This is a genomic window from Ruegeria sp. HKCCA4008 (genome assembly GCF_013033125.1).
Lineage (GTDB): Bacteria > Pseudomonadota > Alphaproteobacteria > Rhodobacterales > Rhodobacteraceae > Ruegeria.
On record NZ_WQDM01000008.1, the window covers coordinates 168,981 to 186,286 of the forward strand.

Below are 17,306 nucleotides of genomic sequence, written 5' to 3' on the forward strand. Positions count from 1 at the left end.
TTAACCGTTGTTTTCTTTCCGGTGAACCTCTGTTTGCCAGACAGTACCTTGGTACCCATCAAGCCAATGATGGAGCACCAAAATGCGTTATCTCACCTTCCGCGACCTGCAAGAAAAACTCGGTGGCCGAGGCCGCACCACTATCTACCGCGACGTGGAAATGGGCCGATTGCCCAAGCCCGTGAAAATCGGTTCGCGCCTGTATTGGGCCGAAGCTGATATCGACGCTGCAATCGCGGCACATAGGCAATAAGACCCACCCCACCCAGACCTGGCGCCTGGGCATGGGGCGGGAATGTTCTATGCGGGAACGTCTGCACCATACGCCCAGCGCCTTGTTTGCTCAACAACGAAGGGCACACGGTTATGAGCAGCAATCAATGGTATTCAAACCAGAGACGGGTTCTCTGGACGTGCAAGGCGCTATTGGACGAGCGCATAATTTCACACAAGACCGAAATCCGCGAAGTGAGCGTTTGGCTGGCCCTGATGACCCAGAAAGGGTGCAAGTAATGGCAAGGCCGTACAAACGTCAGAAAAAGGGGACTGGGCGTCATGTCCAGCTTCCTGAGTGGTTGCAAGCGTCTGAAGCCTGGGCAACCCTGCCACCGGGTCCAAGGGCGCTCTACGTCGAACTGAAACGCCGCTACAACGGATCAAACAACGGCGATATCATTCTAAGCCATCGCGACGCGGCAATGGCGTTGAACGTTCACCGCAACACGGTTGGCCCTTGGTTTCGTGAACTTCAGGAACGTGGGTTCATTACCATGACAAAAGCCCCGCACCTTGGTCCGTCTGGTATCGGCAAGGCATCAGTCTGGGCGCTGGGCGAAGTGCCGACACGCGACGGTAAACCAGCAGCGAAGCGTTTCATGTCTTGGCGGCAAAAACAGAAGCCCCGCACAAAAAACAGGACACTCCGTCCCAATGGTTGTGACGGTTGGGTGGTGGTTGAGCCAGTTTGAATTGAGGCCGTCCTAAATACTGTGACGCCAAACCGGAAATTGATCCGAAAGGTGTCACAAGAAACAGGACACATATACATATAGCCATGGGGCTCAGCACGGGGGCAACGTCTGCTTTGACGTCCCTCTGACCGCTTATGTGGGGAACCGGACTTTGGTTTGAACAGGACCATGGTCCGAGTAGCGGGACTTATCAGTCATTAGTCGCAATCGCTGTATGCAGCTAGCAAGTGGCTCAAGCCAGATTGTTCTTATGAACTTTGCCGTTCTTCATAATCACATCGAAATTGTCCGCAGAAGCCATGACCGTAAGGTCCGCAATCGGGTCTCCGTCCACGAGCAGAATATCGGCGTAGGCTCCGGGTTGGATGACACCGACTGGACCAGCCTGATAGGGATTTCGCGGGCCGGTCAGAGCCCAAAGCTGACCATTCAAACCTGTCGCCTGCCGCAGAATCTCGGCGTTTCTGAACCATGGCGTCCTGAGCTGCAATTCATCCAATTGCGTTGCTTTCGTTTGCCTCGATCCGACGAAGTCTGTTCCGAGTGCAATCTTGGCGCCAAACTCTCGCGCTAGTCGAAGCATAGCGTCGAGACCATCAAACGCCATCTGTTGGCGCTCTGCTTGGGCGGGCGTGAACCCTGCCGGAATGTCTGCCGCGAAAAAGCCAACCTGGGTTGAAAGCCAAACCCCTTTTTCCACGGCCAACTCCATCGACTCAGGCGTCATGAGGTTGCAATGTTCGATGCATTGATAACCTGCCTCAATGGCAGCCCGAACTGATGTGTCCATGTATGCGTGAGAGGTCGCGTAAGTGTTCCAACGTTTGGCCTCGTCTACTGCCGCTTCGAGTTCTGCCGGCGAATACTCGTTGATATCCAATGGGTCGTAGAGGCCGGTCACTGCGCCACCTGAAAAGACCTTGATGAAGTGCGCACCCTGCCGAAATTGCTCGCGTGCAGCCGCCAGAACTTCAGGAACTCCGTCTGCAAAAAGTGTGATCCCAAGTCGCTCGGCTTCCGTGAACGGCGGCCCGCCGAAAGCTCTCGGACGCACAGAACGCGGTCGAAGGTCGCCATGACCGGCGGTCATTGAGATCGCAGCGTTTGACGCCTGAATACGCGGGCCGGGGTGGAGGCCCTCGTCTATGGCGCGAGCCAAACCGAGAATGCCACCACCAGTATCGCGGACACTGGTAAAGCCACGCATCAGGGTGGCTTCACTTTCGCTCAATGCCAATGCAGCAATGTAATCTGGACGTGCTGTCAGGAAACCAGCTGGGTCCTGGTTCCACTGCAGGTGTACATGCATGTCGAGGAGCCCCGGCATCAGGGTCCGCCCATCCCCATCGATGCGCGGCACCTCTTGCGCGGCATCAGCAGCGGGTGAGACATCTTTGATCATTTCCCCTTCGACAAGGACGTTCGTGAGTTCGGTCAATTCATCGGACATCCCGTCATAAACACGCACGTTCGTGAAGAGTGTGGCATCTGGGGCTTGAGCACGAACTCGCGCCGGGACCAGCGCCAGCGCAGTGGTCGATGCGAGACCGGATAAAAATGCGCGTTTGGAGATCATATCTTAACCCTCAAGATGACGAAGATGTTGTTGAAGGCTAACTCACGCGCGCGTGTAAAACCATCCGGTAAACCCGATGAAGAGGGTGACGTAAGGTATAGAGTTTTTAGGGCGTTGAACTGCAGGTCATTCTGCTTTTCGAGAACGCCCGCTTCGGGCTCGATTTGGAAATTCGACACAATGCCGCGAGTGTCCACTCTACGGACAAACCCGCCGTTCCCTGAGAAAACGGATAGGCATACTTTTTGAATGATCGCTTCCACGGTCTTTGGTCAATTCGAGATCTTAGTTACCGATCATTCCACGGCACGTTTACAGGTATTAGGCAAGTTGCCGGTTCTAACAATCTATGAACGTGGTAGTGTTTTCGAGCCAACTTGCGGGAAGTAACCATGAGTCAACGCCGCCTTGCTGCAATCGTGTCTCTCGATGTCGTCGGCTTCAGTCGGATGATGCAGGGCGGCTCCAAGCTACTTCTCAAAACACTGAACACCCTTTACCGCGATTTGGTAACGCCGATCGTTGAACAAAAATCTGGCCGGGTGGTCAAACTGTTGGGCGATGGAGCATTGATTGAATTTCCGTCAGCAGGAAACGCTCTAGAAGCGGCAATTGCAATTCAAACCGAGTTAAGAGAGCCAGACCAACCTTATCTGGTTCCGGAACGTATCCAGCTTAGAGCGGGTTTGCACGTCGGCGACGTCACCGTCGATGGCGACGATATCTTCGGAGATGGAGTCAACATCGCTGCGCGGCTCCAATCGGCAGCTGAACCCGGGGGCATTCTGGCCTCAAAGGTACTTTGTGATCTTGCCGGAGCGGATTATGCCAAACGTTTGCGCCGAGAAGGGCTACACACGTTCAAAGGCATTGAACAGCCGATCGAAGTGTTGTCGATCAACTTCACCGATGAACATGTGTCCAAATCGCGCGCTAACTTCGCCAAAACGCAGGAAATTCGGTACTGCAAAACTGACGACAACATTAGTCTGGCCTGGAGCTCAGTAGGGGACGGTCCTCCGGTAGTAAAGGCGCCAAGCTGGATTGGACACTTGGAACTTGACTGGCGCAATCCGGGGAAAGCTCCAATTTACACATCCATCGCTAATCGACATCGTTTGGTCCGTTTTGATGCACGGCTCAACGGTCTATCCGACTGGGATGCAGAAACTTGCACGTTCGAACGATTCGTTGATGACTTGGAAACCGTTTTCGACGCAGCGGGTATCAAGCGCGCGCCGATCCTTGCGATATCGCAGGGGTCCGCAGTAGCAGCCGCCTTCGCAGCGCGCCGACCTGACCGCGTGTCTGCAATCATAATGATGGGTGGGTTCCCCATTGGTCGGGCAAAAAGAACGTCGCAAAAAGATGTGGAACGCGCCAACGCAATTAAGCAAATGATGACTGCCGGGTGGGACGATGATTATCCGTCTCTGCGTGACTTAATGGCGCAAATCATCGTGCCGGGCGCAAGCCAAGAAGAACGGCGGCAATATGCCGAAGATATGCGAAAGATGATTTCACCCGAAAACATGGGGCGGTATCGCAGCGTGATTGATAACATCGATATCTCACCGATATTGTCCAAGGTCGAGGTCCCATGCCTTGTTTGCCATGGGACCGGCGACAGGATGCAACCGGTCGAACAAGGACGATTGTTTGCAAAGGGGTTGCCCAACGCGAAGTTCATCGCCTACGAAAGCTCGAACCATACCATCCCTGACAACGACCCGGAATGGCCACGTTTTGAGAGGGATGCCTTGGCTTTCTTGGCTGAACACAGCTGAATTATTGCTCCAAGTGCCTTCGGGTCTGGCGCTGTATCTCTCAAAACAAATGCAACAAGAGTACTTCGCCAGAGTAATGGAACACAGAGTTGCGATAAATGCAGTCAGGCTATCCTACGCACAATACGCCGAAGGTGAGCCTGTGGTCTTTGTTCATGGTTCGAATGCGGATCATGGGATTGGCGGGTTTTGCAGATATGGTATCCTTTAAGAGGGAGGCGAATTGACAGCCGAGCAGTCTTGCGGCCTGTTCGCACGAGATCCGCATTCATGGTATTCCCCGACTTGATCGCACGCACAAGGCAGCGTTTCAGTTGGACTGGTCGAAAGCAACAATGGACAAGCTCTCTGTCATGAACGCCTTCCGCCGCATTGTCGAGCGAGGCAGCTTTGCGCGTGCAGCGGAGGATCTCGGGGTTTCTCCCGCTCTTCTAAGCCGCGAGATAAAGCTTTTGGAGGAGAGCCTTGGCACGGTATTGCTCACCCGCACAACGCGTTCAATGTCACTCACCGATGCTGGCCAACTCTTCTACGAGGAAGCATCAGGTATCCTTGATGCCGTGTCCCAGGTCGAGACGCGCATCCGTGACGGCGCCGGGGTGATACGCGGCCATCTCAAGGTGAACGCCTCCAGTTCCTTCGGTCAGACCGTCATTGCGCCGATCCTGCCGGGGTTTTTCGACGCCTATCCCGATCTGCGCCTAACGCTTTCGATGGATGACCGGGTGATCGACATGGTGGAGGGAGGTTTCGATGTGTCGATCCGGATCCGGGCGGCGATGCCGGATTCCGCGCTTGTGGCCCGCAAGCTGGGGACGATGCGGCAACAGGTCTTTGCCGCGCCGTCCTACTTGGACAGCGTCGGTGCTCCAGAAACGCCGCTGGACGTTGCCGATCACCGTGTCATCGGCTTTTTGCTGGCCGATCACCTCATCGCCTGGACCCTTCACGGTCCATCCGAAACGGTGACCGTGGACCTTGATCCGCCCATCCGCGTCGGCAACAGCCTTGTCTTGCGCGACCTGCTGATTGCCGGCCAGGGCATCGGCACCTTGCCGGATTTCGTGTCAAAGGATGCGGTCGCGCGCGGCGAGCTGGTCCGCGTACTGCCCGATTGGGAACTGCCAGCGCCTGAAATCTACGCATTGACGGCCTCGCGCCTCGGCATGGATGCGAAAGTGACGGCGTTTCTCGATCACTTGCGCGCCGCGCTGCGCCCCTGACATTCTTCAATCCACGTAAAGAGTGAATTGAGAGCGGTCCGGTTATTCCGGGCCGCCTCATTGCCGATCTTCTTAGGTGACGAAACCCGAAACACTGAGAGGATCCCATGACCCGCGTTCTTGTTCTCTACTATTCCAGCTATGGCCATGTCCGCGCGCTTGCCGAGGCCGAGGCCGAAGGCGCGCGCTCGGTGCCCGGCACCCATGTCGATCTGCGGCGCGTGCCCGAAACCATCCCCGAGAAGATCCGGCAGAAGGCCGGGTTCGCGGCCGACGAGACCCCGGTTGCGTCTCCCGCCGACCTGGAAAGCTACGACGCCATCATCTTCGGCACCCCGACGCTGTTCGGGATGATGGCCGGGCAGATGAAGTCTTTTCTCGACCAAGCGGGCGGCCTCTGGGCGCGGAACGCGCTGGTCGGCAAGGTCGCGGCCGTCTTCGCCTCCACCGGCTCGCAGCATGGCGGGCACGAGGCGACGCTGCTCTCGACCCAGATCCCGTTGCAGCATTTCGGAATGCTGATCGCGGGCATGCCCTATACCTTTGCTGGTCAGAAGGCGGGCGAGGAAATCGTAGGCGGCGCGCCCTATGGCGCGGGCACCATCGCCGGAGCCGACGGGTCGCGCACACCATCCGGGACCGATCTTGCCGGGGCGCGCTTCCAGGGCGCGCATGTCGCCCGGATCGCCGTGCGCCTTGCCGGGGCGGATTGGCAAGAGGAGGCCGCGTGATGCCGTCCCTTACAATAGATTTCTTTCACGACGTCGTCTGCTGCTGGTGCTTCAACATCTCGTCGCGGATGCGCGGGCTTGCGGAGGAGTTCGATTTCGATATCCGGCACCGGACCTTCGTCCTGCAGGCCAGCCGCGCCGAGATGGCCGCACGCTGGGGCGCACCCGAAGACGCCCGCGAGACTATCCTTGGCCACTGGGACGCCTGCCGCCAGGTCGGCGACCGGCCGGAGCTTGTCGATATCGACGCCATGCGGGCAGCGCCCTTCGACTATCCCCACGGTATGATCGCCGCCCTCGGCTGCAAGGCCGCCGAACGCATTGGCGGGCAAGCCGCACATTGGGACATGTTCGACTGCCTGCAACGAGCGCATCTGGGCGAAGCCCGCAATATTGCCGACCCCGAAACCGTTCTGGCAGTGGCACGAGATCTCGGGTTCGAGGCGACTGTCTTTGGCGATGCGTTCGACGATCCACACACGGCCCGGGTTGTCGAAGCCGATAGGCAACTGGCCCGCGCTCTTCAGGTCCACTTCATTCCCACGCTCATCGTGCGCGAAACAGGCGCGCGCCTCGTCAACGGACCGCGGGAAGACCTTGCCGCACAGCTCCGCGCCGCCCTCCGCCTTGTCGCCTGAAAGGAGACCCTTATGACCTCTTTCGCCCGTCTTTCGCGCGGCCGGACCCACCGCCGCAGGTTGTGCGAATTGGCTCAGGATCTCTCGCCGCACATGCGGCGCGATATCGGCCTTGATGCCTGCTCCAGACCACCCCGGCTGCCCCGTCACCTGCTCTGGTGAGTCCCGAACAAGGAGATACAAATCCATGTCACGCACCAGCGACATTCTTCTCACGGCGCTCGCCCCGGCGATCTGGGGCAGCACCTATATTGTCACCACCGAGGCGCTGCCGGTGGGCTATCCCGTGACCCTTGCCGCGCTGCGCGCGCTGCCCGCCGGCCTGCTCCTGCTTGCCCTCACGCGCTGCCTGCCGCCACGCGCATGGCTTGGCCGCGCTTTCCTGCTCGGCAGCTTCAACTTCGCCCTGTTCTGGGTGCTTCTGTTCGTGGCCGCCTATCGGCTGCCGGGCGGGGTCGCGGCGACGCTCGGATCGCTGCAGGCGATGATGGTCATTCTCATGGCGCGCGGCTGGCTCGACACACCGATCCGGGCTGGCGCGGTCGCCGCGGCGGCAACCGGCATACTGGGCGTCGCACTGCTGTTGATCGGACCCGAGGCCGTACTCGATCCCATCGGTGTCGCCGCGGGTCTGGGCGGTGCCGCCTCCATGGCGGCGGGTACCGTGCTCAGTCGCAAGTGGCAGCCGCCCGTCTCGGCGCTGAGCTTCACTGCGTGGCAGCTGACCGCCGGGGGGCTTGTCCTGTTGCCGTTCGCACTGATCATCGAACCGCCCTTGCCACCGCTGACGGCAACGAACCTGGCCGGGCTGGTCTGGCTTGGCCTCATCGGCGCGGCAGCCACCTATGCGCTCTGGTTCCGGGGTGTCGCCCGGATCGAGCCCGGTGCCGTCGCCATGTTGGGCATGATGAGCCCCGTTACTGCGGTTTTCCTGGGCTGGGTGGTGCTTGGGCAGTCGCTCTCACCCCTGCAGGGCTTGGGCGCGGTCATCGTCCTTGCCTCTGTCTGGGCGGGGCAGCGCGCGAACCGGACCAGCGCCCGTGCTACATTCGCGCGGCACAGGCCGGTGCTTGCAAGAAATGTCTGACCAGGTTTCAATAAAGGACGGTCCCAATGCCCAAGCTTAACCTCACCCCCGATCTTGCGTGCGAGATACGGCTCGCCGGGCTGTTTTACCTCGCGATCATCATGAAGGGCCTTGGTGCCGAACTCGGCCTGCGCGCGCCCCTGATCGATCTCGGCGATGCCGGGGCCACGGGCGAGGCGATCCTAGCCGCGCCGGGGCGGTTCCGGCTGGCCATCGCCGCCGATCTCGTGATGGTGCATCAGCGGTGCCGCTCTGGCCATTCTGCTCTACCGGATCTTTCGCGCCATGGCGCCGGGCCTGGCGCTTTCGGCCATGGTCTTCCGGCTGATCCAGACCGTGTTGATCGCTGTCAGTCTCATGGGGCTCATGACCGGGTGGCTGGTTTTGGTCCGCGGCCGATGCGTCCGCGCTCGCCTTTCTTTTGCTGATAGTCTCCAAAGCCTGCCGCGGGTTGTATTTGGTTCTTCTGAAGAAATGGCGCATGCACCCTAAGCCAGATGAAGATTTATTCGTGATTTTCGTTGTTGGCATTGTCGTCCTGCTGCCGTTCATTGTGATAAATGAAACTGGTACATCTCAGCCATTGGACTACTCTTGGCAGGTTTAGGGATCGATCCTGTTCATTGATGTTGGCATGAGTGCTATCTACCTCCACCTGATAAATTTTGGTGCAAACGAAGTCGGTGCTTCGACAGCTTCTATATTTGCCTATCTCGTGCCGATATTCGTTGCGGTCGAAGCCGTGGTTGCAAAGGGCATGGACATTCAGACCTATCAAGGCGTTGGTGGTGCGTTGATTGTCAGTGGTGTTTTGATCGCAACCCGTTTGCACCATCGGCCAACGGCTGCGGACCATCCGCCTCATTGGTACATGCGTTGCCAGAGGCACGGGGCCTGGCGTCTTATCTGGCTGAACGATTCGAAAGAAGTGCTTTTGCGGCACCCGGCAGACCGAAAAGGGCCAAGCTCAATCCGGCAACCCAGCTTCCCGAAGATCTTCAACGAACCTGTCAATATCGCGTTGTTGCAGGTTTTCGAATGCCAGACGGACGCGGGAACAGGTCATATCGGGGCGTTTTTCTTGGCTCTGACGAATCATTCGTCTCGCGGCGCCTATGGCTTTCTGCCGAATCAGTATTGCCGCCAGTACATAGCGACCGAACGGATCAACCGATTTTCCCTCCAATGCTGTTCTCGCACAGCTTTCGGCGTGGCCAAAACTGTCGAGAACATAAAGGCAAAAGGCTTTAGCCAACAATTTCACCTTGAAATAAGGACCCGATGGCCCAAACCGGGTAGCGGTCTCGAAATGCGATAACGCGAGCTTTGCCTGCCCGTTTGCGAGATGCGCATACCCAAGAACCAAATGAGCGTTTGCCGCGCTTGGATTTAGACTGACCGCGAGCTGAGCCTCTGCAATCGCGGTATCGTGTTTGTTGAACTGAGTGTAGGCACGGGCAAGACTTGCGTGCGCAAAACTACTTTGTTCATCCAATGCCACGGCCCGCTCTGCGTGATATAGAGCGCGTTCCTTCGCCTCTTCCCGATCATCGACCTGGACGAAGAATAGTTTCCGAAGCTCGGCGTTCGCAACCACCGCGTGCGCAAGTGCATAGTCTGGCGCGATGTCGATAGTTCTGGTTAGAATATCCTTTGCTTTCTGTGTATCTTCATCTGTGAATTTGAAGAGATGCCATAGCGCTTTTTGAACCCTGTCCCAAACGTTGACCTCACCACGTTTCAACCGGGCTTGTTCGCGCAAGTCGAATCGTAACTCCCAATCTATGTGCCCGACAACGGCTGACGCGATCTCCTCCTGCAAGGAAAAGACATCTTCTGTCTTGTGATCCAGGCGATCAGCCCAAAGATCATGCCCGGTTGATGTATCTACTAGATGGGCAGTCACGCGAACGCGCTGATCGTCATAACGCACGGAACCCTCTACCAAATAGTGGGCCCCGAGACGTTGTGCGATCTCTTCTCCAACCAAAGAAGCATCCTTGAGGAGCTGGGTGGAGGTTGGTGAGACGACTGACAGCCAATCCACTTTGGCAAGTTCGGTTACAAGTTCATGGTTGATGCCAGCCACAAACCCGTTGGTGTCGCTTTGCCCACTAAGGCAGTCGAAAGGTAGCACTGCGATTACTGGTTTTTGCGGCGCTGGAAGCTGAGTGATCATCTGATCAAACAGACGGTCTTTTTCGGGTGGAGGCTCGGTTATTGGTGCAAGCGTTTCGGCCTTAGATTGAGAATCAGACATAGCTCCCCGTGTCGCTGGAAAACGGAACACTGGACCGTGTCTGGGCCATTCAACATTGTTGAGTGTCATGTAGTCTTTGAGATTGTGAGCTGCATACAAGAATGCGTGGCTGCGTGCGCCGACGTTGAGGTTCTTGTGTGCAAAATTCAGGCCCACGGCGACACGGGCCAGCAAGTATTGGCTTTCCATAAAGCTTAGCCGATGGCTTTCGTGGCGCTCGACCCAACTCATAGCGCCTCGCCGAAGAGTTCTGACGAACTCGACGAGGCCGACGTCATCCTGCCAAAGCCCCAATGTGTGGTGTTTCGAATGAAAGAGGCCTAAGTCATCTAGGATGGCATCCCATTGGGCAGGTATGCAGTTTCCGCGCCGCGCCAGAAGGTACGCCATCTCGAAATACGCATGATCGTAAAACAAGAATTGCTTGTCTTCGTACAAGGCCAAATCGATCAGAAAATAATCAGGATCGCGGGACTGGTGCGATCGAACCAGTACATTGTAGCCATGGAGGTCCCCATGCACCCGTCCCTTTGCCGCTCTTACGCTCAACCGGCCCGGCAGGTTCTTTTCACAGGCAAAGGCCAGCGGGTTTGGGTACCAATGCCCTTCAAACATAAGACAACGCTCGTGCGGGTCATGTCCGCAAACATCCAAAAGAAAGTGATGTAGCCGGCCTGGCTCAGGATCCAACCTGTAGCCGAGCCATCCAGCAAGCAGATCCTGAGGCGAGTGCAAGCCAGGCGCCATCTTGTAATCGATATTCCAGTCATCAAGCAGGCTTCTCGACAGCCGCTCTAGAACGTTCAAGGCCGGCTCATAGCCGCAATCGTTCCAGGGAAGTGAGTATTCAAGTCCTTGCGCCACAACGGTGGAAAGGATCGCAATCTTACCCTCGTGTTCCAAAGAGTGGACGACGCGCGCCAGGTGCTTTGATCCAAACGCGGGAACCGCTTCAAACGCTTCCAGATGCCTTTGGTTTTCGGCCTTTTCATTCCATTCCGGATCGGGCAGGGCGTCGAACTTAAGAATGGCCTGGCCGCTGAACGTGTCGCATGTAATGTCGACAATATAAACTAGAGCTCCGGACTTACCGGCACTTAGCTGCCGGTGAAAATAAATCTCATCCTTTACCAACCAGCGGTCAGTTATCAGCGGCAGAAGCTCAATGTACGCTTCAGGCCATCCGAGATCATCGATGGCGTGCATTAACGACACTCCGCAGATAGGCGATTTCAAGTAATCTCGTTGTTTCAGCGTCAAATTTAAGCAACTCGCTCCCCTTACAAAGACCACAAGTCTCCAAACCTTATCAGAAAATGGGCTATCTACGAAAAGCAGACGGATCATTGAGGCTTGAACATGGATCTACCAAAATAACTGAAGGTGCCGACTGGTATCGACGAATGATTTAACCCCGAGAGCGAAGGACGCATCTGCCGTTTTATCGGACCAGCTTTTTGTCGTCGTTTGAAAGTTCAAACAACATCAATTCAACGGATGTCGAGGCCGTTCTCGCGTCCAAAATCGGTATAGAAGCTGTCACTACGGCATCGGCTTAGAGTGGCCTCGTCCGCATCTCTTGGATCGGTGCCAGGGCTTTGAACACCTGTTCCTTCTATGAAGCGGTTCACGAGATTAAAGACACCACAGACCTGGATAGCATCGAACAGCGCGCTCTCTGACCAGCCTGCCGCGTAGACCGCATTTGCGTCGGCTTCTGTCATTCGTGATGGCGAGACAGTGAGCTTTTCAATGTACGCCAGCAACGGTTTGAGATGATCCTCAACCGGTGCCGTATTGCGGTCTGCCATCAGCGCCTCGATTGTCTCGACCGCGATGCCATAGGCTTTGGCGAAAACGATGTGCGCCCCATGGCAATACGCACAAGCATTCAAGCCCGAAACATAGGCTGCAATTAATTCACGTTCCGCAACCGAGAGGTCGCTTTCACCCCTCATCACAAGGCTTTCGTATGCACAAAGCGGAGAAAGTTTGTCTGGAAAGGCTTGATAGACACTTCCAAGTGTCGCGTCCTCCGGCAGAGATGGAAAAAGACGTTTCATTCAGTTTTCTTTCAATCTTGCTATGGATAGCTTGGCCTCAAAGTGAGGAAGCAACGATGTGTACGCTACCTTAAAGCAATTCCGGGTTCCGCACAGAGATTCCGCCGGAATACTGCGAACGGCAGGTTTGCCTGACGACACCCCAGGACGTTCGTCGTTTGGAGAAGGGAGATTTCGTTTGAGCCGCTCTCGTAAGTCTGCAATGTCCGGCTTGATCCCAATCCGGAGCTTCAAATCCAAGCGTGGCGATTTCTGTGTTACGGACAAAGCTGTCGTTGGTTGTTTAGTTTTCGATCTCCGGATTCTACAGGGTGGTGCCCTTGGCAAAGATGCTCTGACACAACCTCTCAATCCCTAGTGTTTGGATTTGAAGCGACGGAAGGACAACTTCCAATCGGTTCGCAAATGCAGCCCACTGATCTAAGGTTATAGAAAAATCAACAGCCTTATGCGGTGTGACCATGACTCCCGAACAAATTCTTGCCGTCCTATCTGCTTTGCTTGGAGAGCCTTCTGATCCGATGGCTTTTGAAGCTCAATTCGCGGGTGGAGCAGATACGCGCTATCCGGTCGAAGTCACTCCGTGCACGCGCCCCGTCGTCCCCGATGAGATTGACGGAGAAACTGTAATCTGCGGTATCGTGGCAGTACCTGAGGACCACAGAGATGCTCAAAGCAGGACCCTGGACCTGAGCTTCATCGTTTTCAAGGCTCATTCACTGGCACCCGTGGCAGACCCGGTTGTTTACCTTCACGGTGGGCCGGGCGGCGGCTCAGTTGAATCTGTGCGCTCGCTCAGTCTGTTTTTTGACCATTTGCGGGGGCGAAGGGACGTCGTGGCGTTCGATCAACGCGGCGTCGATGCAAGCGCCCCGGATATGGATTGCTTCGGGACTCTGGCAAAAAATCTGGAGCCAATCGTCGATCAATTGGGCGGCGCAGACCTACCTCAGCTGGAGACGGCACTTGTTCGCGACTGCATTTCGGAATTGACCGAACGAGGCTTCGATCTTCCGCAGTTCAACACGACCCAAAATGCTTTAGATGTGCGAGCCGTAATGTCGGCTCTTGGCTACGCTGAGTACAATATTTATGGGGTTTCATATGGCACCAAGCTCGCGCTAGAAGTTATGCGCTCTGCGCCAGAAGGCGTGCGTGCAGTCGTTTTGGACAGCGTCGCTCCACCCCAAATCGCGCTTTACGACACTTTGTTCGTCCCACACACCGAGGCCATTTTTAATACGTTCGCACCGTGTGAAGCGGATCCTATCTGTGCGAAGGCGTATCCCGATATAACGCAGCGGTATTTTGACCTCCTTGAAGACTTAGAGGCACGTCCATTGGAGGCTGCGGGGATCGAGATATCCGGGCAAGTTCTATTCAGCATTTTTTCCGGCAGAAACGATTGGTCCGACCCAACGAGCCGGGGCTTCACCACTTACGCGCCGGCACTGGTCAGAGAGCTTGAGGAGGGAACGGTCGACCTCATTACGCAAATCATCAACGGTGACCTTCCACCCCAGCCCTCCGCAGAGGCGTTGTTGGCGGGTACGTTGGACCTGAGCGCCGATGAAAAGGCTCTGGCGCAAGCTGCAATCAACGCCATGTCGCAAATGGAAATTGCTTCCGACACTGCGTCCTTGGCTTTGGAGCAGCTTGAAGCGGATCGCGACCGAGATCTAGAACCGGCTTCGTTGGGAGAGTTCTTTGACGATGCTCTTGAAGATGCTCTGGCCGGGTTGCCTGAACGGGCGGATCGCTTGATGTTTGCGCAAGATTATCTAAACCTCCGGTTTGAAACGCCGCGTGCTGGAGCGTTGCTGGATCTAGTCCGCGCCCATTTCAATGAGGCGACAGCAGGACGGTTGGCCTCATTGATCGCTTTGCTCAGCCCCGAAGATATCGAGCGTGTTTTCAGCTTGATCGCGACAGATAACGCAGCTTTGCAAACCATTATGGAGGGTGAGTTCGAGCTCTTACTTTACGCATGTCAGGAAGATTTTGTAGACGGTTTCAACTCAGCGGCGGGGTTTGGCGCTTTAGTAGCAGAGTTGGGGTACGGTCCATTGATGACAGCGGCTCTAGCTGAAATACCGAGCCTATTTGCAGATTGCAGCGAGTTCACACCGGTACCGCGAGACAACTACCTTGAAGCCGTAGTTTCCGACATCGCGGTATTGATCCTGTCTGGCGAGATTGACACACAGACCGCATCTTCTTGGGGTAGGCTAGCAGCAGGTACTTTGCCCAACAGTCAGTCGCTCCTGTTCCCGGAGACCGGGCACGGGGCCCTTGTGTTCAGCCAGTGCGCCCGCGATATTGGCGAAGCGTTTCTGGAAAACCCCGGGGCAGGCATCGATGGCTCATGCGTCTCGGATCTACGGCTACCGTATTTGATGCCGGACGGCAGCCTACATAGTGTCGAGAATTGAAGACCGCTTAAGCAAATGGAGAGTCCAATGAAAGCCCTGCTCACGGCAACGATTTTGGCGATTGGCTTTGCATCGTCTGCCCATGCATTCGACCGTCAAACGACTGACGCGCTCCAACTGTGCCACGACTATTTGTGGGACGTACCCGAATATTCTGACCTGCCAAACGCCGCGATTTCCGTGTTTCCAGGCATTTTGAACGACCAAAGTATCGTCGTTTTCTGGAATGTGTATTGGGACGACCCAACAATGCGCGCGGCAGGTAACTGCACGATCATTGACGGCGCCGTGAAGGGTTTTGAAGATTATCTGGCGCAGGAATAGGACAAGACGCGTGACGTCTTCTGAAAAAACGTGGCGCGGGTCGGAAACTTCATGAAGCGGTCAGCGTTTCTTTGGCTAGCGGCTGCGCTTCTTATCGCGGCGGGCATGACGTGGCTTGTATCTCGCCCACTGTTAACGATTGAAACACTAAGGGACGTGGCGGAGACAACGCCGCCTGAACCGACGCTCCTGAGCGCATCAGAGTTGGAGCAACGCCTTCTGGCAGTCGGCCTTCACCCGACCGGTCAGCTAAGCGATCTCGGTATCGATGACCACTTGTCTCGACTGAAAGCAGGCGAGGTCGACGCGGCTACACTGAGCGCGTATGCCAATGCCATAGAGGTATTGTCGGCAGCCAGCGCGGATCGCGGTCAAGCCTTGCCACCGACGCTTTGGGATGTGAGCACGCCAGCGCTTCGTGAGGCGGGCTGGACTGTGTATACACTCACCGAAGCAATGGCATCAGATGCTGGAGCAATTCACGTCGCTCTTCTATCCGATGCTTACGCGGCTTTTCTTGAGCACAGGCCCAATGCCTTGGAAGGCGCATTGGCGCTGCTGCCGCTTTCGCGTAACTATATCGAAACGCTGCCAGAGAGTACGCGGGCAGAGCGCGAACGCCATGCCCAGACGGAGGGACAGGCCACTCTGTTGATCTGGCAAGCTCTGTTATCAGGCACAAGCAGGCACAATCCCTTAACGCATCGCCCCCTGTGGAGCCACGGCTACATCGGCCACTTTAGCGTGCCGCACATCCATCAATACGCAACGGGCGAAGGCCTTACCGCGAGCCAGGTCTGGGGAGTTGACGGGTTCAATCCCGTATTCGTCGGCCCCCCTACTAATAGCAATCAAGTGGAACATTTGGGCATTAGCGCATTGCTGCAGGGCGTGGCGCATGTGCCGGGCGCAGTCTTAACCGCCACTGAAGCATTCGAAGTCTTCGTCGATCACGATGACCCAGCCGCTGCCCAAGCGGATAGGGCATTGAACGACGTCGTGAGAACAGTACTTCTCCCCCGCATGGAGGAAGATCCGAACGCGCTGGTCTCTGCATTGACTAAAGCACTCCAATAGCATTGCCACTTTGTCAGGCGGACTTTGATGCCGTTCGCCGCATTGTCGAGATAGTCTGTTTCTTAACCCTGGGCGGCAGTCCGGAAGCGGATATTCGAAGTGGGTGCTGCAATCTGCTGGTTTGGGCTCAAAGCAGTCGTTCGCTGCGTTCCGTCTGAATGACCGCTCTGCGGGACCAAGCCGACGTTTACGGCGGCGCTCTATCAAACTGAAAGTGATTGAAAAACGATTCTCTTTAGAAGCCGGATAAAATGACTCCGACCACAACCAATAGCCGCCGCAACCACATCCGCAACCGACGATCTGCTGGCAATGGCGGATGCGGGCTATCCACGTTTCTGCCCAACTCAGGACACATAGACATGGGAACGAGGAGAAAATGCGGGGGTATGAATATGAATACGGCACAATTCAAGAGACTGACAATTGTACTGGCGTTTCCGCTGTTTCTGTGCGGTGTCGCTTTCTACCACACAGTCCTGCCGTCTTCCGGTTTTACTTTCATGATCTGCTCTCCAGATGGGTCGTGCCGCGAGATGCGCTACATGGAGCGTGAAAGAGTCGAAAGCGACCGCAAACACTACCTAGACATCTGGTTTTTCGAACAGAAAGCGCCGGTGGACTTCTACATGGAACCCATCAGCACCGAGGGCAGAATCATCTCCACCACCCCCTTGTTCGGCGTCGACACCGACTTTGAATTTGAAGACCGCATGGCACAACGCCTTCTCGGTCAGGACGCAGCCTTTCTCTTGGGCGGCAACAGGGATGCCCTTTCATCCATTCACGGGCAGGACATCTATCTTCGGTGCAACAACATGTCTTTCGAGCAAGGAGCTGAGGTGATCTCCGCGCGTTGCAGCGGTGACGGGTGGCAAAAGATCGTTCATTTCACGCCGGTCAGCGATCAGACGACTTTCTTTACGAACCTGTATGCGAACATAAAAGCCACCACTCGAGCCAAACAGGCCACTGAAATGGCCATTCAAGTCGCAACTTATTTCAGCGTCTTGCTAATTTACGGCCTACTCTCGGCGGTCACTGCCGCCGCGATTCTCGGCTATAGATACGTGCGGCACGGCGTAGTTTTTCAAGACCTGCCGTGACAGAACACACTCTTGCAGTATGACGGTTAGC

At 56.2% G+C, this 17,306-nt stretch carries 15 protein-coding genes and 2 pseudogenes; 14 read left to right on the plus strand and 3 right to left on the minus strand.

Annotated elements, in window-relative coordinates; translation table 11 throughout:
* Positions 1-82 precede the first annotated feature (82 nt).
* Positions 83-253, plus strand: a complete 171-nt coding sequence (locus GOW60_RS16925; RefSeq protein WP_171230191.1) for an AlpA family transcriptional regulator — start codon at positions 83-85, stop codon at positions 251-253.
* A 49-nt stretch (positions 254-302) separates the two neighbouring features.
* Positions 303-968 (plus strand): hypothetical protein, encoded by a 666-nt coding sequence (locus GOW60_RS16930; protein WP_254443999.1) that lies wholly within the window; start codon positions 303-305, stop codon positions 966-968.
* A 235-nt stretch (positions 969-1,203) separates the two neighbouring features.
* Here the strand turns inward: GOW60_RS16930 and GOW60_RS16935 are convergent, their stop codons facing one another.
* Complete coding sequence (locus tag GOW60_RS16935; RefSeq protein WP_171230192.1) at positions 1,204-2,547, minus strand: amidohydrolase family protein; 1,344 nt, start codon at positions 2,545-2,547, stop codon at positions 1,204-1,206.
* Positions 2,548-2,939: 392 nt separating this feature from the next.
* On the opposite strand from GOW60_RS16935, the gene GOW60_RS16940 reads away from it, so the two are divergent.
* The 8 genes and pseudogenes from GOW60_RS16940 to GOW60_RS21450 all read left to right on the plus strand — a co-directional run.
* A complete protein-coding gene (locus GOW60_RS16940; protein ID WP_171230193.1) occupies positions 2,940-4,334 on the plus strand; it encodes an alpha/beta fold hydrolase in 1,395 nt (464 codons plus the stop codon).
* 335 nt (positions 4,335-4,669) lie between these two features.
* Positions 4,670-5,557: a LysR family transcriptional regulator gene (locus tag GOW60_RS16945; protein ID WP_171230194.1), complete on the plus strand. Its 888-nt coding sequence runs from the start codon at positions 4,670-4,672 to the stop codon at positions 5,555-5,557.
* A 107-nt stretch (positions 5,558-5,664) separates the two neighbouring features.
* Positions 5,665-6,288 (plus strand): NAD(P)H:quinone oxidoreductase, encoded by a 624-nt coding sequence (gene wrbA / locus GOW60_RS16950; protein ID WP_171230195.1) that lies wholly within the window; start codon positions 5,665-5,667, stop codon positions 6,286-6,288.
* Positions 6,288-6,926 carry a DsbA family protein gene (locus GOW60_RS16955; RefSeq protein ID WP_171230196.1) on the plus strand — a complete coding sequence of 213 codons (639 nt, stop codon included), beginning with the start codon at positions 6,288-6,290 and terminating at the stop codon, positions 6,924-6,926. The genes wrbA and GOW60_RS16955 overlap by 1 nt, the downstream gene beginning before the upstream one ends.
* 187 nt (positions 6,927-7,113) lie before the next feature.
* Positions 7,114-8,013 (plus strand): EamA family transporter, encoded by a 900-nt coding sequence (locus GOW60_RS16960; protein ID WP_171230197.1) that lies wholly within the window; start codon positions 7,114-7,116, stop codon positions 8,011-8,013.
* A 101-nt stretch (positions 8,014-8,114) separates the two neighbouring features.
* A pseudogene (locus GOW60_RS21185) lies at positions 8,115-8,189 on the plus strand (hypothetical protein); the annotation flags it as partial.
* 109 nt (positions 8,190-8,298) lie between these two features.
* Positions 8,299-8,505, plus strand: a complete 207-nt coding sequence (locus tag GOW60_RS21190) for a hypothetical protein (RefSeq protein WP_254444000.1) — start codon at positions 8,299-8,301, stop codon at positions 8,503-8,505.
* 130 nt (positions 8,506-8,635) lie between these two features.
* Positions 8,636-8,821: pseudogene (locus GOW60_RS21450) on the plus strand (EamA family transporter); the annotation flags it as partial.
* Positions 8,822-8,980: 159 nt separating this feature from the next.
* Here GOW60_RS21450 and GOW60_RS21195 read toward each other — a convergent pair.
* Positions 8,981-11,479 carry a hypothetical protein gene (locus GOW60_RS21195; protein WP_254444002.1) on the minus strand — a complete coding sequence of 833 codons (2,499 nt, stop codon included), beginning with the start codon at positions 11,477-11,479 and terminating at the stop codon, positions 8,981-8,983.
* Positions 11,480-11,763: 284 nt separating this feature from the next.
* On the minus strand, positions 11,764-12,336 hold the full coding sequence (locus tag GOW60_RS16975) for a carboxymuconolactone decarboxylase family protein (protein ID WP_171230198.1): 573 nt from the start codon (positions 12,334-12,336) through the stop codon (positions 11,764-11,766).
* A 461-nt stretch (positions 12,337-12,797) separates the two neighbouring features.
* Between GOW60_RS16975 and GOW60_RS16980 the strand changes: the two genes are divergently transcribed.
* The 4 genes from GOW60_RS16980 to GOW60_RS16995 all read left to right on the plus strand — a co-directional run bounded on the left by GOW60_RS16980 (position 12,798) and on the right by GOW60_RS16995 (position 17,275).
* Entirely contained in the window at positions 12,798-14,768 is a 1,971-nt protein-coding gene (locus GOW60_RS16980; RefSeq protein WP_171230199.1) for an alpha/beta hydrolase, read from the plus strand.
* Positions 14,769-14,795: 27 nt separating this feature from the next.
* Positions 14,796-15,092, plus strand: a complete 297-nt coding sequence (locus GOW60_RS16985; RefSeq protein ID WP_171230200.1) for a hypothetical protein — start codon at positions 14,796-14,798, stop codon at positions 15,090-15,092.
* 51 nt (positions 15,093-15,143) lie between these two features.
* Positions 15,144-16,169: a hypothetical protein gene (locus GOW60_RS16990; RefSeq protein WP_171230201.1), complete on the plus strand. Its 1,026-nt coding sequence runs from the start codon at positions 15,144-15,146 to the stop codon at positions 16,167-16,169.
* Between the two features lie 395 nt (positions 16,170-16,564).
* Entirely contained in the window at positions 16,565-17,275 is a 711-nt protein-coding gene (locus tag GOW60_RS16995) for a hypothetical protein (protein WP_217355604.1), read from the plus strand.
* The last annotated feature ends 31 nt before the right edge of the window (positions 17,276-17,306 follow it).